The 24,372-nt window shown below is 67.8% G+C and carries 20 protein-coding genes; 4 read left to right on the forward strand and 16 right to left on the reverse strand.

Annotated features, from left to right (window positions below):
- Positions 1-33: 33 nt before the first annotated feature.
- Positions 34-435: an HAD-IA family hydrolase gene (locus M7H19_RS10130; RefSeq protein WP_298180084.1), complete on the reverse strand. Its 402-nt coding sequence runs from the start codon at positions 433-435 to the stop codon at positions 34-36.
- Between the two features lie 452 nt (positions 436-887).
- Here M7H19_RS10130 and M7H19_RS10135 point away from each other — a divergent pair, with 452 nt between their 5' ends.
- Positions 888-1,367 (forward strand): Rv3235 family protein, encoded by a 480-nt coding sequence (locus M7H19_RS10135; RefSeq protein WP_298180087.1) that lies wholly within the window; start codon positions 888-890, stop codon positions 1,365-1,367.
- On the opposite strand, the gene secA is transcribed toward M7H19_RS10135, so the two are convergent.
- From secA to mtrA, 6 genes are all read right to left on the reverse strand, one after another.
- The gene (gene secA / locus M7H19_RS10140; RefSeq protein ID WP_298180089.1) at positions 1,364-4,234 is read right to left on the reverse strand and encodes a preprotein translocase subunit SecA; all 2,871 of its coding nucleotides are present in this window, start codon (positions 4,232-4,234) and stop codon (positions 1,364-1,366) included. The two genes, M7H19_RS10135 and secA, sit on opposite strands and share 4 nt — an antisense overlap.
- Before the next feature lie 189 nt (positions 4,235-4,423).
- Complete coding sequence (raiA, locus tag M7H19_RS10145; RefSeq protein WP_298180091.1) at positions 4,424-5,092, reverse strand: ribosome-associated translation inhibitor RaiA; 669 nt, start codon at positions 5,090-5,092, stop codon at positions 4,424-4,426.
- A gap of 485 nt (positions 5,093-5,577) precedes the next feature.
- Positions 5,578-6,315, reverse strand: coding sequence for a ComF family protein (locus M7H19_RS10150; protein WP_298180094.1), 738 nt, complete (start codon positions 6,313-6,315; stop codon positions 5,578-5,580).
- A gap of 87 nt (positions 6,316-6,402) precedes the next feature.
- Positions 6,403-8,100: an LpqB family beta-propeller domain-containing protein gene (locus M7H19_RS10155; protein ID WP_298180129.1), complete on the reverse strand. Its 1,698-nt coding sequence runs from the start codon at positions 8,098-8,100 to the stop codon at positions 6,403-6,405.
- A gap of 62 nt (positions 8,101-8,162) precedes the next feature.
- Positions 8,163-9,923 (reverse strand): MtrAB system histidine kinase MtrB, encoded by a 1,761-nt coding sequence (gene mtrB, locus M7H19_RS10160; protein ID WP_298180096.1) that lies wholly within the window; start codon positions 9,921-9,923, stop codon positions 8,163-8,165.
- 9 nt (positions 9,924-9,932) lie between these two features.
- Positions 9,933-10,610 carry an MtrAB system response regulator MtrA gene (gene mtrA / locus M7H19_RS10165; protein WP_298180098.1) on the reverse strand — a complete coding sequence of 226 codons (678 nt, stop codon included), beginning with the start codon at positions 10,608-10,610 and terminating at the stop codon, positions 9,933-9,935.
- Positions 10,611-10,775: 165 nt separating this feature from the next.
- Between mtrA and M7H19_RS10170 the strand changes: the two genes are divergently transcribed.
- On the forward strand, positions 10,776-11,609 hold the full coding sequence (locus M7H19_RS10170; protein ID WP_298180100.1) for an IclR family transcriptional regulator: 834 nt from the start codon (positions 10,776-10,778) through the stop codon (positions 11,607-11,609).
- Here the strand turns inward: M7H19_RS10170 and M7H19_RS10175 are convergent.
- Positions 11,594-12,256, reverse strand: coding sequence for a dTMP kinase (locus M7H19_RS10175; RefSeq protein ID WP_298180102.1), 663 nt, complete (start codon positions 12,254-12,256; stop codon positions 11,594-11,596). The genes M7H19_RS10170 and M7H19_RS10175 overlap by 16 nt on opposite strands.
- Positions 12,257-12,404: 148 nt before the next feature.
- On the opposite strand from M7H19_RS10175, the gene M7H19_RS10180 reads away from it, so the two are divergent.
- Positions 12,405-14,768: a hypothetical protein gene (locus M7H19_RS10180; protein ID WP_298180104.1), complete on the forward strand. Its 2,364-nt coding sequence runs from the start codon at positions 12,405-12,407 to the stop codon at positions 14,766-14,768.
- Between the two features lie 69 nt (positions 14,769-14,837).
- Here the strand turns inward: M7H19_RS10180 and M7H19_RS10185 are convergent, their stop codons facing one another.
- The 6 genes from M7H19_RS10185 to M7H19_RS10210 form a co-directional block, all read right to left on the reverse strand.
- The gene (locus M7H19_RS10185) at positions 14,838-15,608 is read right to left on the reverse strand and encodes a hypothetical protein (RefSeq protein WP_298180106.1); all 771 of its coding nucleotides are present in this window, start codon (positions 15,606-15,608) and stop codon (positions 14,838-14,840) included.
- Positions 15,609-15,923: 315 nt separating this feature from the next.
- A complete protein-coding gene (manA, locus tag M7H19_RS10190; protein WP_298180131.1) occupies positions 15,924-17,159 on the reverse strand; it encodes a mannose-6-phosphate isomerase, class I in 1,236 nt (411 codons plus the stop codon).
- A gap of 53 nt (positions 17,160-17,212) precedes the next feature.
- A complete protein-coding gene (locus tag M7H19_RS10195; RefSeq protein WP_298180133.1) occupies positions 17,213-18,304 on the reverse strand; it encodes an SIS domain-containing protein in 1,092 nt (363 codons plus the stop codon).
- Positions 18,294-18,527, reverse strand: coding sequence for a Trm112 family protein (locus M7H19_RS10200; RefSeq protein ID WP_298180109.1), 234 nt, complete (start codon positions 18,525-18,527; stop codon positions 18,294-18,296). Before M7H19_RS10200 ends, M7H19_RS10195 begins: the two co-directional genes overlap by 11 nt.
- A gap of 44 nt (positions 18,528-18,571) precedes the next feature.
- Positions 18,572-19,927 (reverse strand): phosphomannomutase/phosphoglucomutase, encoded by a 1,356-nt coding sequence (locus M7H19_RS10205; protein WP_298180112.1) that lies wholly within the window; start codon positions 19,925-19,927, stop codon positions 18,572-18,574.
- Between the two features lie 80 nt (positions 19,928-20,007).
- Positions 20,008-20,376, reverse strand: a complete 369-nt coding sequence (locus tag M7H19_RS10210) for a DUF3499 domain-containing protein (RefSeq protein ID WP_298180114.1) — start codon at positions 20,374-20,376, stop codon at positions 20,008-20,010.
- 91 nt (positions 20,377-20,467) lie between these two features.
- Between M7H19_RS10210 and M7H19_RS10215 the strand changes: the two genes are divergently transcribed.
- On the forward strand, positions 20,468-20,929 hold the full coding sequence (locus tag M7H19_RS10215) for a metallopeptidase family protein (RefSeq protein WP_298180135.1): 462 nt from the start codon (positions 20,468-20,470) through the stop codon (positions 20,927-20,929).
- 106 nt (positions 20,930-21,035) lie between these two features.
- Here M7H19_RS10215 and M7H19_RS10220 read toward each other — a convergent pair whose 3' ends face one another.
- Entirely contained in the window at positions 21,036-23,786 is a 2,751-nt protein-coding gene (locus M7H19_RS10220; protein WP_298180116.1) for a hypothetical protein, read from the reverse strand.
- 63 nt (positions 23,787-23,849) lie between these two features.
- Positions 23,850-24,176: a WhiB family transcriptional regulator gene (locus tag M7H19_RS10225; protein WP_298180119.1), complete on the reverse strand. Its 327-nt coding sequence runs from the start codon at positions 24,174-24,176 to the stop codon at positions 23,850-23,852.
- Between the last annotated feature and the right edge of the window lie 196 nt (positions 24,177-24,372).

A 24,372-nucleotide genomic window follows, 5' to 3' on the forward strand; every position in this document is an offset into this window, starting at 1 on the left:
GGTCACGAGAGTAACGGACACCCCCAACCCCAGTCAGTCAGTTCCACAATCCAAACCCGAAACCAACACACCCAACTCCGACAAAGTCTCATCAACACCCACATGCCGCACACCGACCATGCCCACCGCCACAGCACCCGCCACATTACGCGGCGAATCATCCACGAACACACACTCGTCCACAGGCACACCCAGCCGATCAGCGGTCAGGAGATACACGGCGGCATCCGGCTTCGCGACCCCGACTTCGCCGGAAAACACCAGCACATCGAAACAATCCGCCAGCCCACGTCGCGCCTCGGGACCACCCGCAGCGTTCGACAACAGCGCCGTCCGCACCCCTTGAGCTCGTGCCCTCCGCACCGCCCCCAGCAAACGCTCCCCACCGACATCCGTGAGCACGCCCGCGTAGTCCAACACCAACCCGCGCACCATCCCACCACCCTATTCCCGCGCCCACACACAACACCGAACGAACAAGCCGAACCGAGACCAACCCCATCGAGTCCTATCTGGGCGAAATGCTCTTTCGCTTTCGCTCTTCACGCCACCACACCTCGGCGGGGTCGAACGAAGCCGCACTCGCCCCACCACGCAGAACACGACCGACCGCTACGAGTCCGCCTTCAAACAGTTCCCGAATCGCAGGAGAGCCATCGTCAGCCGCATAACTCACCGATTCCACGCGCTCATCCAACCGTCTCCGCCACCCCCAGCAGCGAGCACCACGAGCGAACAGGCCCTATAACACACCATCGCTGATCTTGCGCACCAAGATCAGCGATGATCACCTCATCAGGTCCTTTTGGGGACGAAACGCGCGTTCGCGACCTCTGTCTTAGTGGGCGGTCAGGGGGGCCGCCCGCAAACACAACGGAGGAACAAGGATGCGAACGTTCCAGTCGGAAAACGGGCTACTTCCACTCCACCCGTATGAACCGACCGAACTCGGCGACCTGGCCAAGGGGGAGATCGCCGAAGGACAACTCACACTCGACGGTCTTCTGGCCGAACTGCACGCACAACACGCCACACACCCCGAACGCACCGTTTCCGTCCCCGGACGACGGATGCTGCACCGGGTGCTCACCGCACTCCTGGAAGTCCACACCGGACGCAGAGCCGCAGCACAGCTCGACAACTGGCTGACACCCACACTGCAACGACTGGTACGAACCACGCCGCGCGCGGTCGGCACACGCTACGTCCTACGGAACATCCACGTGTGCCGACCGGCCGATGACGCACTGGAAGTGTGCGGCACCGCCTACCTGGACAACCGGGCACGCGCCCTGGTGGCACGCTTCGAACACGGTGGAACAGGCTGGCGCTGCACCCTGTTCACCGTGCTCGAACCCCGTCGCTAACGGCGCGCGTTGCGCTTGTTCTTCTTCGCCTGTTCGCGGGCGGCGGCACGCCGCTCCCGGCGCGTACCACCGGCAGCCGCGCCCTGCTTCCTCGCCGAGTTGCCGCTCGTACCGTCACCGCGGGACTGCACCCCGCCGCCCTCGGACGGGCCCGAGAACGTCAGCCCCTGCGGGATCTGCCCCTCAAGCTTCTGGCCCTGCAACGCGGCAGGCACAGCCTTACCCGGCACCTTCGGCGGAGGCGGCACCGGCCGCGCGTGCCGCGGACCCGAAGCCTTGCCGGCCGCATCCGACACCTTGCCGTTACCGCCCGCGGGAACCTGCGGCCTCCGCGCCTGCTCCGTCTTCGCGGCCTCCTCGGCCTGCTGCTGCTCAGCCTGCTGCACCTGCAGGTTGAACACCAGGCCAACAGCCTCCTCCTTCAGCGAGTCGAGCATCGCATTGAACATGTCGAAGCCCTCACGCTGGTACTCCACGAGCGGGTTGCGCTGCGCCATCGCCCGCAGCCCGATGCCCTCCTTGAGGTAATCCATCTCGTAGAGGTGCTCGCGCCACTTCCGGTCCAGCACCGAGAGCACGATACGACGCTCCAACTCACGCATCGTGCCTTCGCCAGCCATGGCATCGACCTCGGCCTCACGCTTGTCGTACGCCGCGAGCGCGTCCTCGACGAGGATCTCCCGAAGCCGGTCGGCATCGATGTCCTCGTCCTCTTCGAGGATCTCCTCCCAGGTCACACTCACCGGGTAGAGGGTCTTCAGGGCCGTCCACAGCCTGGCGTGATCCCAGTCCTCCGCATACCCCTCGGCAGTGGCGCCCTTGACGTACGCGGTGACGACGTCGGTGACCATGTGCCGCATCTGCTCGCGAAGGTCCTCGCCCTCCAGCACCCTGCGGCGCTCGGCGTAGATGACCTTGCGCTGCTGGTTCATCACCTCGTCGTACTTCAGGACGTTCTTGCGGATCTCCATGTTCTGCTGCTCGACCTGGGTCTGAGCGCTCTTGATCGCCCTGGAGACCATCTTGTGCTCGATGGGCACGTCGTCGGGCAGCCGCATGGTGGTCATGACCCGCTCCACCATCGCCGCGTTGAAGCGACGCATCAGCTCGTCACCCAACGACAGGTAGAAGCGGGACTCACCCGGGTCACCCTGACGTCCGGCACGACCACGCAGCTGGTTGTCGATCCGGCGGGACTCGTGGCGTTCGGTGCCCAGCACGTAGAGACCGCCGGCCTCCACCACTTCCTCGGCCTCCGCCTTGCACTCGGCGGTGATCTCGTCAAGCACCTTCGGCCACGCGGCCTCGTACTCCTCGGAGTGCTCCACGGGGTCGAGCCCGCGCTCCCGCAACACCTCGTCGGCGATGATATCCGGGTTGCCACCGAGCACGATGTCGGTACCACGACCGGCCATGTTCGTCGCGACGGTGACGGCGCCCTTCCGCCCCGCCTTCGCGATGATCAACGCCTCACGGTGGTGGTGCTTCGCGTTGAGCACCTCGTGCGGCACGCCCCGTTTGAGCAGCAGCTTCGACAGGTACTCCGACTTCTCGACACTCGTGGTGCCGACCAGCACCGGCTGGCCCTTCTCGTGGCGCTCCGCGATGTCGTCGGCGACCGCCTCGAACTTCGCCTCTTCCGTTTTGTAGATGAGGTCGGGCTGGTCGACACGGACCATCGGCCGGTTCGTCGGGATCGGAACGACACCGAGGTCGTAGGTCTGGTGGAACTCGGCCGCCTCCGTCTCGGCGGTACCCGTCATACCGGCGAGCTTGTCGTAGAGGCGGAAATAGTTCTGCAGGGTGATCGTGGCCAGAGTCTGGTTCTCGGCCTTGATCTCCACACCTTCCTTGGCCTCGATCGCCTGGTGCATGCCCTCGTTGAACCGGCGACCCGCCAGGACGCGGCCGGTGAACTCGTCCACGATCAGCACTTCGCCGTTGCGGACGATGTATTCCTTGTCCCGGTGGTAGAGTTCCTTCGCCTTCAGCGCGTTGTTGAGGAACCCGACCAACGGCGTGTTCGCCGCGTCGTAGAGGTTGTCGATGCCGAGCTGGTCCTCGACGAACTCGACGCCCAGCTCGGTGACACCGATGGCGCGCTTGCGCTCGTCCACCTCGTAGTGGACGTCCTTCTTCATCAGCGGCGCCATGCGCGCGAACTCGACATACCAGCGGGACGACTGGTCGGCCGGACCCGAGATGATCAGCGGTGTCCTGGCCTCGTCGATGAGGATCGAGTCGACCTCGTCGACGATGGCGTAGTGGTGCCCGCGCTGCACGCAGTCATCCAGGCTCCACGCCATGTTGTCCCGGAGGTAGTCGAAGCCGAACTCGTTGTTCGTGCCGTACGTGATGTCGGCGGCGTACGCCGTCTTGCGCTCGGCGGGCGTCATGTCGGAGCGGATGACCCCGACCTCCAGGCCGAGGAACCGGTGGACACGGCCCATCCACTCGGCGTCACGCTGTGCGAGGTAGTCGTTGGTGGTGACGACGTGTACGCCCTTATCCGGCAGCGCGTTCAGATATACGGGCAGGAGACTGGTGAGCGTCTTACCCTCACCGGTCTTCATCTCGGCGACCTGCCCCAGGTGCAGGGCCGCACCACCCATGAGCTGGACGTCGTAATGCCGCTGCCCCAGCACGCGCTTGGCGGCCTCCCGCACCACGGCGAACGCCTCCGGCAACAGGTCGTCCAGCGACTCGTCGTCGGAGTAACGCTTGCGGAACTCATCGGTCTTCGCCTGCAGCTCGGCGTCCGAGAGGTCCTTGACGTCGTCTTCGAGGGCATTGACGTGATCGGCGATGCGGCGGAGCCGCTTCACCATCTTACCCTCGCCCGCGCGGAGCAGGCGGTTCAGAAGCATCGGGTCGACCTCGCTAGCGGTGTCTGTAGTGGTCGTTACGAGCACCCAAACAGGGCGCCGGGCAGCACCCCCATCGTAGGGAATGCGCAGGCCTGCGTGCACGCGGCGGCCCGCGCGGATTTTCACGCGCGGGCCGCCGGGAAGGGCCTGTCGACACGGACGGCCTGATCAGAGCGGCCGTCGGTGGTATCAGCCCAGTCGAATCACCCCGTAATCGAACCCTTTCCGTCGGTACACGACACTGGGTTTTCCGGTCTCGGAATCATTGAACAGATAAAAGTCGTGACCCACGAGTTCCATCTGGTAGAGGGCATCGTCAATCGTCATCGGCTCGGCCGAGTGCTGCTTTTCTCGCACGATGCGGCCGGGTTGGCGAGGCTTGACACCGTCGTCCCAGCGCGGCTCCGGCATGTCCGGTTCATCGGTCTCCTCGAGCGCGGACTCGGCCGGAGCCTCCAGCACAGCGGTCCCACCACTGCCCCTGCCCGACGTCCCGGACGCCTGGACGGCCGCCGCCGTGGCCTCGGCGAGGGACTCGGGGCTACGGCGCCCGTAATGGACACGTCGCCGGTCGTGCAGACGGCGAAGCCGGCTCTCCAACCTCTTGAGCGCCAGGTCGAGCGCCGTGTAGAAGTCGCCCGCTCGCGCCTCGGCACGAACGACCGGGCCCCTGCCCTTACCGGTGATCTCGACGCGTTGGCAGGTCTTGGCCTGCCGGGGATTAGGCTCGTGGAGCAACTCCACGTCGTAGTTGATGACCTTCCTGTCGTAACGCTCCAGTCGGGCCATCTTCTCCGCGACGTGTCGCCGATAATGCTCGGGAACCTCCACGTTGCGACCCTTGATGACGATGTCCATTCACGACCTCCTCGCTCATGCACGTGCGAGTGTTGAAATGGCGACCTCTGGCACCGAAGCAACGGCGGGACCGGACGCGACAGAGATATCGGGCGTCCGAGCCGAATCAGGGCTCCGGCACCGGGGACATCGACTCTTCACCTCCCCTGCGGCCGGGACGTTCGTTAGCGCTGCACGTTAGCCCGCATGGAGCCGTCGCAACAGCCCCCGCGCTGGGGGAAACCGCGACGTGATGGGTGGTGACAGTATGTGGCGAAAGTGAGGCTGTGACACGAACGCCGTCACCCCCTCGGAGCAGCGAGCAGGCAATGAGTTCATACCGGTGACGCAGTCGGCCCACCCCGGCCTGGCTCTGTGTGACCGTGGTCTGCGTCATATCCGGTCAACGACCGTCCTCCCATCTGAGTTCCCCAACCACCTATGTGGGTGACATGCCGCCACGTTTGAGGTGGTCCCCTGCCAGACGTTCCATACCGACCTCGCCCTCACACCCCGTCCTCACCCGGCCGGGGCTTTCCACTCGGCCCCGACGCCGCTGTGAGCGTCAACGCCGCCGTCACTCGGACACCGGCCCGAGCCAGTGTGTTCGCGCAGGCGGCCAGGGTCGCGCCCGTCGTCACCACGTCGTCGAGCAGGACGACGGGTGTTCCCGGCCCAGGAGTGGCGGCAGGAACCAGCCCCATGCGCCCGGACAGGTTGGCCACCCGCTCGGCACGACTCAGCCCGACCGCGTCACGAGCCCGGCTCGACAGCCGCAACGCGGGAGCCACGGCCACCGACTCCCCGCGCTCGGCCAGCTCGGCGGCACACCACCGCGCCAACGCCGCGACATGGGGGCCCCCTCGAACGCGCGCGGCCGACGGGCGCGACGGGACCGGCACGAGCCACAGGGTGCCGTTATGATCCGGCTCGGCCTCCGCCAACGCGGGCACGGCCCGCCCCAGCGCCCGCCCCAACGGCACCGCGAGCTCGCGCCTGCCCTGCGCCTTGTGAGCGAGCACGAGCTGTCTGGCGGCACCGTCATGACGTGCCAACGTCGCCACACCAGGCCGCACGGGCACGGGGCCACGCTCCAGAACCGCCAGACAGGCCCGGCACACGGCGACACCCAGCTTCCCGCAGGCGGCACAGGACGACGGCAGCAGCAGATCCAGCACCGCCGCACCGACCGCCGCGACACTCCCGGCCGAGCGGGACTGACGCCTCGACGTATGCGTCCTCATACCGGCACGATGCCGGACGCCACCGACACTTTTCGCCGGCAAGAGCCGTCGACGGCCGTTCCCGCGAACACTCGGGAACCGAACGGTTCAGCCCGGGTAGAACGGCAAGGCCCCCGGCGTGCTCTGGCGGTGTGGTCGCCACACCGCGCCGATCTCGCTGACCGTCCACAGGCCGTTCCTGTCAGCCACGACGATGGGTCGCCCCGGCGCCGCGGTGATCGCGCGCATCGGCTGCATCAGGTTCGAGCTGTTGTACTGATCGAGCTGGAAACCGTCCACCGACACCCGCACCACGGGGACGCGCTCGGACGACAGGGCCACGACGAGCGTGTCCTGGTCCAGCCAGTCCACGTCCACGACCGAGTCCAACCGGCCCTCCTGCAGTACCCGCGGCGCGCGCAGCGTGACCTCGGTGGGGGTGCGCACCACGGAGGCCACGACGAGCTGCCGATCCACGATGAGCGCGGCCCTCGTGCCGTCGCGGGACAGGCGCAGCCCCGTGATCGTCCCCTCGTCGGGGAGTTCGAAGGCGTTGACCCGTTGGGTCACCCACTGCTCGGCCGGGTTCTGCTGGACTCGCATCACCTGCGTACCGTCGACGACGGTCCACAGCTCGGTCGACTTGCCGTCCGTGCTCGCGGGTGGCCTCCAGGTCGGCCGGGTCATGGTCTCGGCCCGTTGGTCCACCACCTGTCCGGCACTGCCGTAGTCGCCGACCCGCAACCGGACCCCCTGCCCGGCACGTTCCACGACGGCCAGCTGTTGACCGTTGATGGGTTGTGCCGCGCTGACGACGTCGTAGGTGCCGTTGCCCGCAGGCCCGTTGATCGGTGCGCCGGTACCGAGTGAGTGCACACGACCGTTCAACGTCAGCAATCCGGGCAGTTCCGAACTCGGCGACGACACGGTGTCGTAGGCGGGCAGATCGCTGGGCCGCCATTCCGCCTGCCCCGGCACGAGCGGAGCGCCGTCGGACAGCAACTTGACCCTGCTCGTGGTGACGTGTTGCAACGACCGCACGATCTGCGCGGCCATCAGTTCCCTGTCCTGCTCGCTCTCGTCGCCCAGCCCGGTCAACGGCACGACCAGCGATCCGTCGTTGCTCGTGGTGACGTTGCTGTCGAGCGTGGCCGTGTCACCCAGCGGATTGCGGACGGCACCGGCCAGACCGTCGGACGGCCCGGACAACAGCAGGTCGATGACCCGGGCGGGCAGGCCCGACTGCGGCCTGGCCACCACGTAACGCACGTCGGGCACGAGGGCCATGGAGTCCGGCGCGAAGAAGTACACCGACACCTTGAAGTAGGCGTCCGCGAAGTCGCTCTCGGCGATCATGATGTTGTCGGGTGGGTCGACGATGCGCCATTCCCCGTCGGCCTGTTTCCGCAGCCGAATGGGCTTGCGGACGGGCTTCTGTTCGTCCGCGATGAACGAGTGGTCGGACGCCAACCTGCCCAGGACGGTGACCCTGAGGGCGACGACCCGCTCGTTGGGGTCCTTCGGTTGCTCGGCCTCGGGCGCGTACACCGTGCCGAACTCGTCCCTGATCACCGTCACACTCGAACCGGGCTTCCAGGACTCCTGCATACGGGCGGTGAGGTAGGCACGCGAAGCCGCGTGGTCGTTGGCGGTCCGCGCACCGTTGCGCACGAACTCCCTCACCACCGACAGCGGGTCCAGTCCCAGCTCCGGTTCCGGGATCTCCTGGGTGGGCTGGCCCGCGTTCCGCTGCGGGATGGCCTTCGGCTGGGACTCGGTCGGGATGGCCGCGCACCCCGCCACCATGACGACGCAGGCGAGAACGGCCAACAGCGCCGCGAGCGGCCTGTTCACGGCACTACGCCTCGTCACCGTGTCTCCTCCCGTTCGATGGTGGCCCCAGCGTCCCCAACGTCTCCGGAGTCCCCAGCGTCCCCGGCACCGCGTTCCTGGGTCACGTCCAGCACCACCGCCCCGGCCTCACCGTTCTCACCGGCGGGCCGGACCGGTTCGGCGGGCGGGTCCGGAGGCAACGGGAGCGGGCTGCGCTGCAGCGTGCTGCCCACGGCCCGCGGCAACGTCAACCGGAAACAGGAACCGTGCCCCGGCTCACCCCACGCTTCGAGCCAACCTCCGTGCAACCGCGCGTCCTCATGGCTGATCGCCAGACCGAGCCCCGTACCCCCGGTTCGCCGGTTCCTCGACGGATCGGCCCGCCAGAAACGGTTGAACACCAACTCGGCCTCGCCGGGACGCAGCCCGACCCCGTAATCGCGAACACTCAGCGCGACGGCGTGTTCGTCGGCGGCCAGGGACAAACGCACCGGGTGCCCCTCGCCGTGGTCCACGGCGTTGGCGAGCAGGTTCCGCAGAATCCGCTCCACCCGCCGACTGTCGACCTCCGCGGTGACCTCCCCGTCCGGGAGTTCGAGTTCGATGTCGCCACCCGTACTTCCTCCCAGCACACCCCGCACCTGCTCGACCGCGTTGTGCACGATGGCCCGCATGTCCGTCGACTCGGCGGAGAGTTCCTCCACCCCCGCGTCGAGTCGGCTGATCTCCAGCAGGTCGCGCAGCAGGGTCTCGAAACGGTCGAGCTCGTCCACGAGCAGCTCCGACGAGCGGGCCAGGCCCGGAGGGAATTCGTCCCGCGACGCGTACAACACATCGGCCGCCATGCGCACCGTGGTGAGCGGAGTGCGCAGCTCGTGGGACACGTCCGAGGTGAACCGCCGCTGAAGCTGACCGAACTCCTCCAGCTGGCGGATCTGCTGCTGGATACTCGCCGCCATCTCGTTGTACGACACGGCGAGTTTGGCGAGGTCGTCCTCCCCTTCCACGTCGAGCCTGCGGTCCAGGTCGCCCTCGGCAAAATCCTCCGCCGCCGCCGCAGCTCTCCGCACCGGCAGAACCACCTGGCGCGTCACCATGAACGTGATCACCGCCAACAGCACGAGCAGGAACGCACTGCCCACCAGCAGCGTGTTCTGCACAGTGGCCACGGTGTTCTGTTCGGTGCTCAGCGGAAACAGCAGATAGAGCTGGATCGGGCGCGTGGCCGTGGTCACCGGCGCACCCACGATGAGGTACGTCGAACCGTCCTCGGTGTGGTACTGCACCGCGACCTGGTTGTTCTCGGCGTAGTTCATCAACCCGCCGGGCACCTTCTCCAAAGGCCCGGCGTGGATGGCGTCCTCGACGGCGCGCTCCGGATCACCCGCCACGAGCACGGGCTCGAACGCACCCGCCGTCGAGTTCTCCACGTCCTGCGCGGTCACAGAACCATTCGTGATGGCCTTGAGCGCACTGGAAAGACGTTTGCGCAGGGAGTCGCCTTCTCCCGCGTCGCCGACGAGCTCGCTCTCCGCCGTCCGCACGGCCACCCGCAGCTGCTCGAGCGCAGCTCGTTCCTTGGTGTCGACGAGCCGGTCGACGATCTGGTTCTGCAGCACCACACCCAGCACGAAGACGACGGCCGACGACAGCGCGAGCGTGGACGTGGTCACCCGGAACTGCAGCGACCGCTGCCACAGCTCTCCGAGGGCGACCATCTTGCACCTACCGAACGCGGCTGCGCGCCTGGCCACCGACAACGCCGACCGGCTCGACAAAGCCAGTCGCCCGTTCATGCGTTCACCTTACGGTGGGCCGGCCTTGTAGCCGACGCCGCGGACGGTCAGCACGACCTCGGGGTGCTCCGGATCCTTCTCGACCTTCGACCGCAGCCGCTGGACGTGCACGTTGACCAGCCGCGTGTCGGCGGCGTGCCGGTAACCCCAGACCTGTTCGAGCAGGACCTCCCGGGTGAAGACCTGTCGCGGCTTACGGGCCAACGCGACGAGCAGGTCGAACTCCAGCGGGGTGAGGGCGATGGCCTTGCCGTCCCTCGTGACCTCGTGCCCCGGCACGTCGATGGTGAGGTCCCCGATGGTGAGCGTCTCGGCGGGTTCGGATTCGGTACGCCGCAAGCGCGCCCGCACCCGCGCGACGAGTTCCTTCGGCTTGAACGGTTTGACGACGTAGTCGTCCGCGCCCGACTCCAGGCCCAGCACGATGTCCACGGTGTCGCTCTTCGCCGTGAGCATCACGATCGGCACACCCGACTCGGCCCTGATCGCCTTGCAGACGTCGATGCCGTTCATGCCGGGCAGCATGAGGTCGAGCAGAACCAGGTCGGGTTTGAGTTCGCGCAGCGCGGGCAGTGCACGAGAACCATCGGACACCACGGCGGTGTCGAATCCCTCGCCGCGCAGCACGATGGTCAGCATTTCAGCCAGAGCGGGGTCGTCGTCAACGACCAGCACACGCGCCTTCATGGGGCACATATTCGCACTATCGTCCCCTCCTCCGTGCAGGCCCCGGGCAAAAAAGGTCCTGAACTGGATGTTCGTCCGTCCCGGAAGTGCGGAAATACCTCTCGCGCAAAAGCAGTTACACTTTGCACATAGTGACGCCCTTGCCCTCCCGGTTACTGTTGCGTTATGCGGAACTCCGAGAAAGCGTCACAGGCGACGCCTGAAACAGCACCGGAACCACCGCCTGAGCCCACCAAGAGCGCCGCCAGCCCCGTGCAGTCCGTCGACCGCGCGATCAACGTGCTCGAGTTACTCGCCAGAGACGGAGAGGCCGGCATCACCGAGATCGCGGCCGAACTGGGCGTCCACAAATCCACCGCTTCCCGGCTCGTCAGCGCGCTCGAAATCCGCAACCTCGTGGAACAGCTTGGTCAGCGCGGCAAGTACGTCATCGGTTTCGGCATCGTCCGCCTCGCCGGGGCGGCCATGGGCAGGCTCGACCTGGCCAAACTCGGCAACCAGACGTGCCAGACACTGGCCGAGTCCCTCGGAGAGACCGTCAACATCGCCGTCGCGGACAACGGCGTGGCCATCAACATCAGCCAGGCCTTCGGGTCGGCGGCGGTGACCGCACAGAACTGGACGGGACGGCGTACCCCGCTCCACGCCACGTCCAGCGGCAAAGTCCTGCTCGCCTACATGCCGGAACACAAATGTGAACCACTCCTGCGCGATCGGCTGGAGCAGTACACACCACGCACGACGGTCGCACCGGACGACCTGCGTGCCGAACTGACACAGGTGCGGCGCGACGGCTACGCCACTTCTTTCGAGGAACTGGAAGTCGGCCTGCACGCCGTGGCCGTGCCCATCCACGGCGCGGACGGCGAGGTGATCGCCGCCATCAGCGCCTCAGGCCCCTCGTACCGCCTGTCGCGGGAGAACATCTCCCAGTTCGTGCACCCGTTGACCAACGCCGCTTCGGAACTGTCGTCGCAGCTGGGTCATTTCCCGAGATAGAGGTCCTTGGCGAGCACGACCATCGCTTCCCGGTTCGCCGTCACACTGCGGGTGCCGTCGATGACGTGCCATTCCGACAGCCAACGGGACTTGGCCAGCTCGTCGTACACGCGCGCACATCGGGCCTGGAGCGCGTCGTCGGACTCGAACGCGTCCCTGGCGCGAGAGGCGTCCTGCCGCGCCCGGTCCACCGCGCGCTCCGACGCCACCTCGACCGGCACCCGCAACAGCAATTGCATGTCAGGAACGGGCAGCCCGAACCGGTCGATCTCCAGCTCCCGCACCCACCGCACCACGGACCCGCCGACTCCCTGGTGCAACCGAGCCGCCTGGTAGGCCGCGTTCGACGCGACGTACCGGTCGAGCAGCACCACGTCGTGCTCGGCGAGCGCCTGCCGAATGTCCTGTCTGGCGCCCCTGCGGTCCAGCGCGTACAGCAACCCCATGCCGTACACCGATTCGGCGAGATCGCCGTGCGCGCCGTGCAGAGCCTCCCGGACGAGGTCGGCGTGCACGTCACGGCCGTACCGGGGGAAGGCCATCGTCGTGACCGTCGCGCCCTGGTCCCGCAATACCGAGGTCAGCGACTCCGTCAGTGTGCGCTTACCCGCCCCGTCGAGACCCTCGACGACCACCAATCGCCCCATGCGCCCATTGTGGCGTACCCGTGTTCCACTCGATCGGGTACCGATTAGCTGCACTCGGTAACCAGCGGAAACGACACAACTTCGTTACCGTGGGTGTTCGATCGTGTTGTTCGCCACGTCACCGCGGCTTCGAGCGAGGTGTCCCCACGTGCCACTGCCTGGACCCGACACCCACGTCGTCGAGTTACGTGTCCCGGGACTCATCGGCACGGGCGACGACAACCTGCTGGACTCCACGGGCACCGTCGACGTCGCGGGTGACGGTGTCGGCCGCATCATCCGGCCCTGCGACCGGCTGCGCCGACCGGCTCCCGGCCCGGTGTTGCAGACCCCCGGTCGTTCCGTGCCCCGCACGCTGGAGGGCTACCTGTGGAACAGCATGACCTCGGACGGTGCGGCCAAGGCCGCGTGGGCACTGCTGTTCCCCTTCTCGCTGGCCAACGTCGCACAGTGGATGCTGCCTCCCGAGTCGGACTCGTCCCGGCTGTCGGCACCACTGTCGACCGTCTGCCGGGCGCTGCTCCGAATCGCCGCGTTACTGCTCACCATGCTGCTGGTGGGGCAACTGGCGGTCGTCACCCTCGATCTGGTGGCCGCGCAGTGTCTGCTTCCGGGGACGGCCTGCCTGGACGATGCGCCGTCGTGGCTGCGGGACAGCCCCGGCCTACGCACGGCCGTGGGTGTACTCCCCTTACTCGCCGTGGTGGGAGTCCTGTTCGCGGTGTCCTCGACATCGTGGAGTGTCCGCCCCGCCCGGCTGCGTGAACGCAGGACGGACCTCCCCGGCGGCACACTGGTGGACGACGAACGGGAGACCACCACGTTGCGGTGCCTGCACACGGCCGCGGCACTGGCGACCGTGACGCTCTCCCTGTTCGACGGACCGCGTACCCCACCGGATCGCACCACCGACACGGTGGTGTGGGCACTCGCGCTTGTCCTCCTGGGCTTCACCGTGGGAGCGACGGCGTTCCAAGCACACCGCCTGTTGACGCCGATACCGCGTGCGTTCGTCATCACGCTCGCGTTGGCTCTCGTCGGAGTCGCCTCGATAGCCGGAACTCCACTGTCCACGGATTCCACGGAAACGGCGGTCACGGGCGCGGGCGCCACGGTGGAGTTGATCGCGGCGGCGCTGTTCGTCGTCTGCGTGGTGTTCGCGCTGCTACTGGTCCCCACGGCGATCGTGGCGAGGCGGGAATGGGCGGCGCTGCCTCGACGCCTGCGCCCGTGGGCCGGAGGCTGGGCGGCCGCGCCCATACTCGTGCTGGCGGCGCTGCTGGGCGGGGGATTCGGTGCGGGTATGGCGATCGCGGCCCGGTACGCGCTGGACTCGGATCTTTCCCTGCCGCGCGGCTACACACTCATCACGCTGTTGTGGGGCGCGGGGCTGGCATTCGCCGTTTTGGTGGCCGCGTCGGTGTTCACCATCGCCGTCCCGTTGCGGAGACTCCGACGGGGAGTCCCCGAGGTGCTGCGACTCATGGACACGCAGAAAGACGATCTGGACACCGCGGCCGACGCCTGGGAACGGGCGGCTTGGGAACGCAAGAACCTGCACCGGGCCGTGCTGGCCGTCGTCCTCATGATGAGCGTGGGGGCCACCGCACTGGTGGTGGTCCGTGTCGCGGCCGTGGAGATTCCCGCCGCGCTGCAACCGCTGTCGACGGTGGGCGTCGTGGCCCTGGGTGTGTTGGCCGTGGCACTGCTGCGCGCGGTCTACACCACCGCGACCGGGGAACAGCGAGTGCACTACCTCGCCGCATTCGCGGATCTCGTCTGTTTCTGGCCGCGTGCCGCACATCCGGTGGTACCGCCGTCGTACGCGCTGAAGGTGGTTCCCGAACTCGCGGCACGCGCGAAAGAACACCTACGCGAACCCGGTACCAGGGTCGTTGTGGCCGGCTATCACGTAGGCGGCCTGCTCGCGGTCATCACGGCGGGCAGACTGACCGCCGCACTGTCGGATTCCGAACTCGAACGGCTCGGCCTGCTGACCGCGGGCACACCACTGCAGTGGGGTTACCAGCGAGCTTTCCCCGGTGTGTTCGGACATGACGCGCTCGTGCGGCTGTACGGCACGTTGGAGGGGCGCTGGCGCGGACTCTGCCGCGGCACCGACACGTTCGGCGGAGGGGCGACCACCTGGCGACACCAGGTCACAGACGGCGAGCTGATCGGCTTCGGTTACCTCCCCGACGGTGACGTCGGCCCGCTGGGGGCCGCGGACAAGGGTCCACACGGCACGCTCGTCCTCGGCGGCGACCACTGGCTTCCCGACCCGATGCCGGGCCCGGTGCACGGACGCCGGTGGGCGCCGGGGATACGCAGACACACCGACTACATCGCCGAACCCGAGTGGGACAGGGCCGTGGCGTACGCGGCGGGACTGGCGGGATCGTCACCGGCCATTCCGGAACCGACCCGGCCCACCGGCCCGATCCCGATGCCGGGAAACATCCTCGGCGAACCCCGAACCGGAAAAAGCCAGGTCGACGGCTCACCGCTCTGACCGCGGGCCGTCGGCGAAGCGAGGCGGGTCAGGACAGCTGGTCAGGACAGCGGGTTCAGGACGGTGGGTTCAGGACGCTGCCTTGCCGCGGCGTCGCTGGGCCAACGCCAACAACGCACCACCGCCTGCCAGGAGCGCGACACCGAGTCCGACCAACCAACCGTTGCGGTATCCCGTGGAGGCCAGGTCGTCAACGGCCGCATCCTGGCCGGACGAGCCCTCCTGCGCGGTGGGACCGCCGGTCGGATTCGTGCCGGTGGATTCAGCGGGAGCGGACGAGGACGGCAACCCGTCCGCCTCGTCCGATACGGGCTCCTCGGCATCGCCGGTCTCGCTGGGAACGAGCTGCTCGGCCGAGGACGTGGCATCGGATTCGGTGAACGACTCCGGCGTGGGCGACTCCTCACCACAGGCGAACCAATGCTCGATCGTGGGGACGTCACCGTCGTCGTTCAGCGGCGCATGCAGGTCTTTCCACGGCGCGTCGGACGACAACCGTCGCTCACCCGGGACGTAGACGTTATGGCGGGGCCCGCCCTTGACGACGATCGCCGTAACCGTGATGCCCTCGGGCACGTCCGTGATGGTCAGATGCGTGTCCGACTCAGGCTCCCCGCCCTCGTAGACGAGATCGGGCAAGTTCGTGACCCGCTCGTTCCCACCGGCGGCCACGAGCGGACCACCGCCGAAGGAATCGCAGGTCTTGACATCCCCGTCGTGGCTCGCCGCCCGCGAATCCTCCGCCTCCGTGGCCGACACGGTGGTACCGGAACCGACTACCAAGCCCAACGCCAACGCGACGACAGCCGATCGCGGACGCGTTCGCGAGCTCAGGGTCATCTGGCACTCCGAGTACGGGCAAGGAGGACGGGGGAACGGATCGGCCTCAAAAGTCGGAGATGAGACCAATCCGGACTTTATACTCGGAGAGCGGAACCATCATGTCGCAGCCGGGTCGGTAACCCGATTGATTCCGTTCGGTAACGACTCAGGACACAATCGCGGCCAAGTCGCAACAAACCTCTGGCATACCGCGAGTCGCCGGGCCTTCAGTGGAAAAAGACGGTGTAGTCCGACTTCGAGGTGGACGCGCGCGATGGAGACCGCCCGTGGGCGTGGTGTGGCACGAAAGGCCTACACCACACCCGAGACGAGTCAGGCGCAGGTTCCCGGCGTCGCCCGGAACACGTGAGCGGGACCGCTGCCCACAGGACGCAAACGCACCTCGGGGTCACAGGCAGGCAGCCACACCGACTCGCCCCGACGCAACTCGATCTTGGTGCCGTCCTCCGAGCACAACAGCAGCTCCCCCTCGGTGCACAGCAGAATCTCCGGCCCCGACCTGGGCAGCCGCACTTCTCCACGATCGTCGCTGTTCCACTCCACACGCGACAGCTCGAACTCCGACGCGTCGGTGTGGTAGACGGCCATCCGCTTATCCGCAGCCTCGGCTTCGCCGGACAACACCGGCATGTCCCCGGACGCGAAGTCCACCACCCGCAATAACTCGGGCACATCCACGTGCTTAGGGGTCAACCCACCGCGAAGGATGTTGTCGGAATTCGCGAGGATCTCGACCGCGGTGCCGTGCAAGTACAGGTGCAGGTTCCCGGCGGGCAGATAGATCGCCTCTCCCGCGCTCAACGTCAGTCTGTTGAGCAGCATCGCCGCCAGCACACCCGCGTCGCGGGGGTGTGCCTCCCCCAGTTCGAGCACCGTTCGACATTCGAGGTCGAACTCGCCGTCCTCCTTGATGTGCCGCACGCAGGCGTCGAGCACCTCAGGCAGCAACCGGTCCAGCGTCGGCTGCGGCATGGTGATCCACGTCGTGAACAATGCGCGCAGTCCGTCCGAGTCCGGCTGGGCCGCCAGCAGCTCGGTGTATTTGGTCAGGCCTGGCGTGTCGATGGCCCGCAGCAGCTCCACCGTGCGCTTGGGGTCCCGGAAACCTGCCAGCGCGTGGAACTCCGTCAACGCGCACACCAGTTCCGGCTTGGCGGTCGGGTCGGGGTAGTTACGGTTCGGCGCGTCCTTCGGGATGCCCGCGGCCTCCTCGCGAGCCCACCCTTCCGCGGCCTGCTCGGCCGACGGGTGGGCCTGCATCGACAGTGGTTCCTCGATCGCCAGGATCTTGAGCAGGAAAGGCAACCGGCCGCCCCAGCGGCTGGCACACTCCTCTCCGAGCTGACCTACCGGGTCATTGTCCACCAGTTCGAGCAGGCTGGTTTCCGTCCCGTCCTGACTCACCACATGCGACGGATCCCCCGGGTGCGCCCCCATCCACAACTCCGCCTCAGGATGTGGAGCGGGAATCGGTCTCCCCAGCAGTTCCGGGATCGTGGTCCTGGAGCCCCAGGCATAAGGCCGGACTGCATTACGCAGCAGTTCCACGGTCAACTCAACTCCTCGCCAGCCGTTCCCCGGCCTGTCCTCGTGTGCTGGCTCTACGCTGTCTCGGGCGTAGCACGGCCAGCTCCCCCAATCGTTCCTGCCGCGAGACCGAGATAGAGCGCCGCGAGCTCGAAACGCAGCGCGAGCACGGCCGCACGGCCGGCGTCGTCGGCTGTAATCTCGTCCGCCGGCGCCTGGACGTCCGCCGACGGCAACGACTCCTCCATCTGGTGACGAGTGTGGTCGGCGGCCTGACCTGTGATTATCGATAGCAATACCGCGCGGATCGGCGGCACTTCGCGTGCCGGCTCGTCCGGATCGGCGAAAATCGTATCCGCGGTGAACGACGCCAAAACCGCCCGGCGTAATGCCGGTCGTGTCAAAGCATGCTGGTAGTGGCCCGCTTCGGACACCACGGCCGCGTGTGCGGCCAACACGTACGCGGCGTGCTGCGCCACCGCCACCGCCACGTTGTCCAATCCCCACAGCAGCGGCGTGTGTTCGGCCAGCCGCAACGCCAGAGATTTCGCCGGATTGACGAACGACTCCTGCCCGGGATGACACCGTTCGGCTTCGCTGTCCAGAAGATCGGAGAGCGCCCCGACGTCGGAGAGCGACAGCCCCACCGTGTTCGCCGTCAACAGACCGGCGGCCAGTGCCCTCGGCAGCGTCAGCTCGGACGGCACCGGCACGCGTGGCGCGAGTACGAGTCCACGTCCGGCGACCGCAGACGCCACCGGACCTTCGGGCGGTGCCGACAGCACCACAGCCGCGCCGTACCGTGCCGCGCGCTCCAAAGACAGCGCCAGCTCGGTGTCGTACGGGTCATCGGTGTGAGCGAACACCACGTCGAGCGCACCGACCCAGTTCGGCACCACATCACTGGTCACGACCGGCACCGAACTGGTCGCCGTGACGAGGGCCTTCAACAACGACGCGGCCGTGTGGCTGACGCCCGGCCGCGTCACGAACACCAGACAACGGGGGCGGCCCACGTCGAGCCGCTCGGCCAACTCCAACTCCGCCGCGGTCTCGACAGTGGCCCTGACCTGCGCGCCGGCCATCGCGGCCGCCCGGAGCAAACCGGCGCCATCGGCCTCGGCCAACCGCGTCGGATCATCGAAGAGACTGTCGTCAAGTGCCATCGGAACTGGTCTGGTCATCGGTCTCGCTCCCGCTGTCGGGAGGGATCGCCTCGTCGAGCAGGAGCACGGGAATCCCGTCACGTACCTCGTACACCCGCCCGCAGGACGTGCAGGTCAGTGCGTCCGCCTCGGGATCGTCGGGCGTACCCGGCGTCAACGGAGCGTGATCCGGCGCGGGGCAGGCGAGGATCTCCAACAATTGCGCATCAAGCGTGACGGCCATGCTTCCTCTTTACCACGTGCTGATTCTCGGGGTCGTCCGACGGCTCAACCACGCACGATGGCGAGGACTTCGTCGGTCAGAGCGCGCATCGCCGTCTCGTCGCCCGCTTCGACGTTCAACCGGAGCAACGGCTCGGTGTTGGAGGGACGGAGGTTGAACCAGCCGGCCTCCCCGAGGTCGACCGTGAGTCCGTCCATCTCGTCGATCTCCGCCCCGTCGCGACCTGCGAACGCTTCCTTGACGGCGGCGAGTCGACCGGCCTGGTCGTCCACCGTCGAGTTGATCTCGCCGGAGGAGACGTAGCGGGTGTACTCGGCGGTCAGCGCCGACAGAGACCCGTCCTGCTCGCCCAGAGCGGCGAGTACGTGCATGGCGGCCAACATGCCCGTGTCGGCGCGCCAGAAATCACGGAAGTAGTAGTGCGCCGAGTGCTCGCCACCGAAGATGGCGCCCGTGCGGGCCATCTCCTCCTTGATGAAGGAATGCCCGACGCGGGTGCGCACCGGCCTGCCCCCGTGTTCGGACACGATCTCGGGCACGGCCTTAGACGTGATGAGGTTGTGGATGATCGTCGCGCCCGGTTCCTTCTTCAGCTCGCGGACGGCCACCAGCGCGGTGATCGCGCTCGGCGGCACCGGGTCGCCGTTCTCGTCCACGACGAAGCACCGGTCGGCGTCGCCGTCGAAGGCCAACCCCATGTCGGCACCCACCTCGCGGACCTTGGCCTGCAGGTCGACGATGTTGGCGGGATCGAGCGGGTTGGCCTCGTGGTTGGGGAACGTGCCGTCCAGCTCGAAGTACAGCGGCACGAGCTCGATGAGCAGTCCCTCGAACACGCGCGGCACGGTGAGCCCGCCCATGCCGTTACCCGCGTCGACGACCACCTTGAGCGGACGGCTGCCGCTGAGGTCGACCAGCGAATGCAGGTGCTTCACGTAATCGTCGAGCACGTCCCGCTCGGTGATGGTGCCGTGCTGCCCCCCGAACATGGGCACGCCCTGCTCGACGGTGTCCCGGATCTCGGCGAGGCCGGATTCCTGCCCCACCGGGGTGGCACCGGCACGGCACAGCTTGATGCCGTTGTAGCGAGCCGGATTGTGACTGGCCGTGAACATCGCCCCCGGCATGTTCAGCGAGCCCGATGCGAAATAGAGCTCGTCGGTGCTGGCCAAGCCGATCGAGACCACATCGAGTCCCTGGGACGTCACGCCCCGCGCGAACGCGTCCGCCAGCCGTGGGGACGACTCCCGCATGTCGTGCCCGATCACCACTGACGGCGAGTCAGGCTTGATGAGCAAGGCGAAGGCGGCACCGAAATCGGTGACCAACTCCTCGGTCAGGTCCTCACCGACGACACCACGGATGTCGTACGCCTTCACGATGGCCGACAGGTCTGACACGCCACTCCCCGATCGTCTCCGATTAGGCTTTCTCGCAAGCCTCGATACCCGCGTGGCAGCCTACCGACACGTCCGGACGTTCAGGCGCGGCCGGGCAGTACCCGCAGGTGTCCCCGCCTGCCCTGCCCCTTTCTCGGCTGCTCCGGCGATTCGGAGGACGGGGGCGCCGGACGGTCGTACCGCCCTGCCTCGCGCACGGCCTCGGCCAGGGCTGTCAGCTCATCACTGGACGGCTCCGGCACAGCGAATTCTCCCTCGTGACGCACGACCTCCCAGCCCTTGGGCGCGGTGAGCCGCAGGGCATGTGCCTCGCAGAGGTCGTACGAATGGGGCTCCGACGCCGTGGCCAACGGGCCGACCACGGCAGTGGAGTCGCTGTAGGCGTAGGTCAGCGTCGCAACAGCGGGTTCGAGGCAACCCGTTCGCGAACACTTTCGCACGCTCCGCACAGTTGCTCACCATAGCCTGTGAACGACCGCATGTGGCGTCGACACACCGGCGTGTCACCGTGGCGAAAGAGCTAGGCTTCCCCATGTGGCTATGGCGAGAGGCTCGCGACGGAGGCAGGGTGTGCGCCGCGACCGGCACGGTCGTGGCTTGCGAGGCCCCCTGTTCCCCTCGACGCTGCCCGCCGCGTCGAGTCGCGCTGAGAAATTCGACGCCCTCGTACTCGACGCACTGGAGCCGATCGAGGCTCGGTGGCGACACGACCTGACCGAACTCGACGTCGCCGTGGACGAGGTGCCCGAGGTGCACATGGAGATCCCACCCACGCAGATCGACGGCGTGCTGCTGGACGGGAGAGTGCCCCTGTCGCGCCTGGTGCCGCCGGGTGTGGACCGCGACGGCCTGCCCACTAGGGCGAGGATCGTGCTCTACCGCCGACCGTTGGAGGCCCGGGCCAAAGACCCGGCCGAGCTGTCCGAACTCGTCCACGACGTGCTCGTGGAGCAGGTAGCCAACTACCTCGGGGTGGAACCGGACATCATCGACGGAGGCTGACGGGGGCTGACGGCGGACTGACGGGGAGTCCGGCAAGGCCGGGGTCGACGCATGACTGCGAGATCATGAGGTCCCGGATCCCGGAAACCACCCCGAAGAGCGAAGATCACGACTCCGGTCGAGCAAGCCGTTTCGACCGTCGCGCCGAGCGGCGCAGTCCCGCCAGCGCCGATCTCGACGGCAGCGCCAGCAGGATCGTGAACAGCGTGAACAACACCGCCGCGAGCTGGCCGAGCAACAGCAGGTCGTGGCGGTTCGAGTCGAACACCACCCGCACGTCGGACTGTTCCGGCGGCACCGCGACCGCCACCTGACGTCCCCACGCGAGCACGATCGACGCCGTATCACCGTCCACCGTCGCACGCCAACCGGGCTCGTACACCGACGACAGCACCAGCAGCCGTCCCTCGGGCCCCTCCGACACCCGAACCCCCACCTCCGGGGGCACGGCCTCGACCACCACGGCCGCGGGCGGCGTCATCAACTCGGCATCGGGAGCCTCCCCACTGACCGAACGACGGGCCTGCTCCCACGAGGTCAGCGTCACCGTGCCCGCCGTCGGGGTCAGCCGCAGCACCGTGCGTCCGTCGGCGGTCGGCGGCGCAGTGGTGACGAGATCACCGGCCTCCTGTCGCAATCGATGTCCGTTCTCCCCTTCCGGCAACACCACGAACAGCACACCGGCGGCGGCCACGGACGTCACCGCCTCCCGAGAACCGGCCAGTAACTGTTGTTGCCACGAGGTCAACCGGGACGTCGCGTTGCCGACGGGTACGAGCGCGTCGTCCCCGAACCTCGGTGCGCGGCCCGCGGTGAGCCTGGGCGTGTCACCGGGGTCGTCCGGGTCGCCAAGCACGAGGACACCACGGCCGGTGGCGGCGAGCTCGGCGCTCAACGAGGGCTCCAGCGGCTCCGACGCCTTCCGCACGGGTCCACCGTGCCCTGCGAGAACGTCCCCGACGGCCAGAACGAGCAAGACCGTCGCGCCACCGGCGGCGATCAGCCGCACCGCGACAGGCCGGGCGGACCGACCGGTTAGGCCGGTTGAGCTGGTTGGACCGGTCGGGCCGGTTGAACGCTTCCTGTCGCCTTCACCGGCCCGCTCGGGGACACACGCGGCGAGCACGACGGCGAGCAGCCCGGCACCCGCGAACAGCAACGGAACTCCCACGAAGCCGGGCGCCGGGTCTCCGCCCCGCACGGGTATCGCCTCGGCGAACGACAGCCCGGCGACGCCGAATACGCCGAGCAGCACCAGACCGCCCGCGGGCACCATGCGCACCGAACGCCTCGCGGCGACAGCCGCAGCGGCCGCCAGGAGTACGACGAGTCCCACCACTGAACCGCCGGGCCCACCGGGGTCCAGGCCGAGCAGCTCTCCCACGCTCGGTTCTACGGTGGCGGGCCCACCCAAGCCGTGCACCACGAGCGCGGGACGGGAGACGAGTGTGGGCAACCACGGCAGGGACAACGCCAAGGGCAGCAGCACGAGTACGGCCAGGCCACCCGCGCGCGCCGTCCGAGGGCCCCTTCTCACGGGCGCCACCACGAACGTGATCACGGCGACGGCCGTCAACAGCAGGTACCCGAACGGGGCGAACGCCGACACCACCGCCACGCCGAGCGCGGTCACCACGCTCCGGCCCAACCAGCGGGACCGGAGCGGCCCGTACCCGACCGCCACCGTTCCGGCCAGCACGGCGGGCAGCAGCACGTGGACCACCACGACATCGACACGCCCCGACGCCACGGCCGCGGTCGCCGGCGGAAGCAGCCCGTACGCGGCGGCGAGCCCGGCTCTGACCCAGCGGCGGGCACGTGTCCGCCGCATAGCCAGATACGCCGACAACGCGGCCAGCGGCACATCACCGATCAGCAACAGCGCCACGAGCGCCGCCGGACCGCCGAGTGGCTCCAACGGAGCACCCAGTACGCCGAGCACGGCCAGCGCGGTCGGGGCCGCGCTGGCGGTTCCGCCTGCCACGCCGTGCCACGCGGCGAGGTACTCGCGCCACACCTGCCCGAGGTCACCGACCGGAAGGAGCGCGCCACCGGCGAGTTCCAACCCGAGCCGACCGGCGTTCAAGGCCAAGGCCACGACGGCCAAGGCCACCGTCAGGACCGCGGGCGGCAACCAGCGGGCAAAAGCCGAGCGGGACAGCCGACCGGCCGGGCCTTCGACCGGCTCGATCCCCTCGACCGGCTCGACCTCCTCGACAGCCGAGGTCGCGTAGTCCTCACCGTCGCCGACAAAAACCCCGCGAAGACGGGCCCCCGGCACGCACAGCAGCGGGCCGTCCGTGCTCGACTCGCCCCAAAGCGCCAAGGGCACCAGCGCACCGGAACCGGGCATGTCCGGCGACTCACTGGTCTCGCCACCGCGGCCCGGTTCCTCGCCCTCCTGGCCCTTCTGGACCTCCTGCCCCTCCTCTGCGCCGTCGCAGGGAAACGGCGTGAGCACCGCTGTGGACGGCGCCGCTTCGGCCGCCTCCACCAGCGAGGCAAGACAGTCCGCCTCGGGAAGGCGGCCGTCGTACAGCGGCCACACCCACTCGCCGAGGTCATCCCACCGCTGCCTGGCGTGGTCGACGGCGAGAGCCACGGCCTCGGCGTCACTGGTGTCCTCGGACACATGTAACACGCCGTCGACCATCGCGTGCTCGACCTCGTCGACCGCGTCGGTCACAATGCCGGATGTGTTCGCCACTGTGGTCGCCAACAGGACGTGCCGCGGCCGTACGGGGCCGCTGCGCAGAGCCGACAACGTCTCGCGCAGTCGTCCGTACGTGTCACGGCAGACGACCACGGCCAGGACAGGCGCGAAGCGAACCTCTGAGGAAACGAACGTGGTCGGCAAGTGCCTCTCCGCGTGGCGAAACGATCGAGGGCACTCACTCTAACGAGTAGCCGACCCGACAGGTCACACGGCGCGCTTCTTCAACTTTCTTCGTTCCCTCTCGGAGAGTCCGCCCCAGATACCGAAGCGCTCATCGTGTGCCAGCGCGTATTCGAGGCAATCGTTCTTGACCTCGCACACCTGGCAGATGCGCTTGGCCTCCCGGGTCGACCCCCCCTTCTCCGGGAAGAACGCTTCGGGATCGGTCTGCGCGCACAGGGCGCGTTCCTGCCAATCCTGTTCCTCCCCGACGTCGAAGAGCTCGGTGAGCACACCCAGACCCTCCTCTTCCGGGTGTCCACCCCTCTCCATGACGTTCCCCCGTTCTCTTCCAGTAATGTCCAGCCGCACGTCCGCCTCCTCGCTCTCACGCACTCCCAGGGCCGGCGGTACTGGATGTCCCCCACTGCCCCCCTTTAAGACAGCGAAATGACATCAATGTGATTACACCGGTGTAGTGCTGCCGGGTCAAGCGGAGTAGCGAGGTTGGGGGATACTTGTGGCGGCGCGCGCAAGTGGACACGCCGACAACATCACGACCGGTTTC

The sequence above is a fragment of the Saccharomonospora sp. genome, from assembly GCF_027317685.1.
Classification (GTDB): Bacteria; Actinomycetota; Actinomycetes; order Mycobacteriales; family Pseudonocardiaceae; genus Saccharomonospora.

Bases quoted from the DNA above. Each gene is read 5' to 3' on its own strand.
- M7H19_RS10195 (WP_298180133.1), bottom strand. From the start codon at position 18,304: ATGGCACTTGACGACAGTCTCTTCGATGATCCGACGCGGTTGGCCGAG.
- mtrA (WP_298180098.1), bottom strand. From the start codon at position 10,610: ATGAAGGCGCGTGTGCTGGTCGTTGACGACGACCCCGCTCTGGCTGAA.
- M7H19_RS10150 (WP_298180094.1), bottom strand. From the start codon at position 6,315: ATGAGGACGCATACGTCGAGGCGTCAGTCCCGCTCGGCCGGGAGTGTC.
- raiA (WP_298180091.1), bottom strand. From the start codon at position 5,092: ATGGACATCGTCATCAAGGGTCGCAACGTGGAGGTTCCCGAGCATTAT.
- M7H19_RS10170 (WP_298180100.1), top strand. From the start codon at position 10,776: ATGCGGAACTCCGAGAAAGCGTCACAGGCGACGCCTGAAACAGCACCG.
- M7H19_RS10215 (WP_298180135.1), top strand. From the start codon at position 20,468: ATGGCGAGAGGCTCGCGACGGAGGCAGGGTGTGCGCCGCGACCGGCAC.
- M7H19_RS10130 (WP_298180084.1), bottom strand. From the start codon at position 435: ATGGTGCGCGGGTTGGTGTTGGACTACGCGGGCGTGCTCACGGATGTC.
- M7H19_RS10155 (WP_298180129.1), bottom strand. From the start codon at position 8,100: ATGGTGGCGGGGTGCGCGGCCATCCCGACCGAGTCCCAGCCGAAGGCC.
- M7H19_RS10135 (WP_298180087.1), top strand. From the start codon at position 888: ATGCGAACGTTCCAGTCGGAAAACGGGCTACTTCCACTCCACCCGTAT.
- M7H19_RS10185 (WP_298180106.1), bottom strand. From the start codon at position 15,608: ATGACCCTGAGCTCGCGAACGCGTCCGCGATCGGCTGTCGTCGCGTTG.
- secA (WP_298180089.1), bottom strand. From the start codon at position 4,234: ATGCTTCTGAACCGCCTGCTCCGCGCGGGCGAGGGTAAGATGGTGAAG.
- M7H19_RS10200 (WP_298180109.1), bottom strand. From the start codon at position 18,527: ATGGCCGTCACGCTTGATGCGCAATTGTTGGAGATCCTCGCCTGCCCC.
- mtrB (WP_298180096.1), bottom strand. From the start codon at position 9,923: ATGAACGGGCGACTGGCTTTGTCGAGCCGGTCGGCGTTGTCGGTGGCC.
- M7H19_RS10175 (WP_298180102.1), bottom strand. From the start codon at position 12,256: ATGGGGCGATTGGTGGTCGTCGAGGGTCTCGACGGGGCGGGTAAGCGC.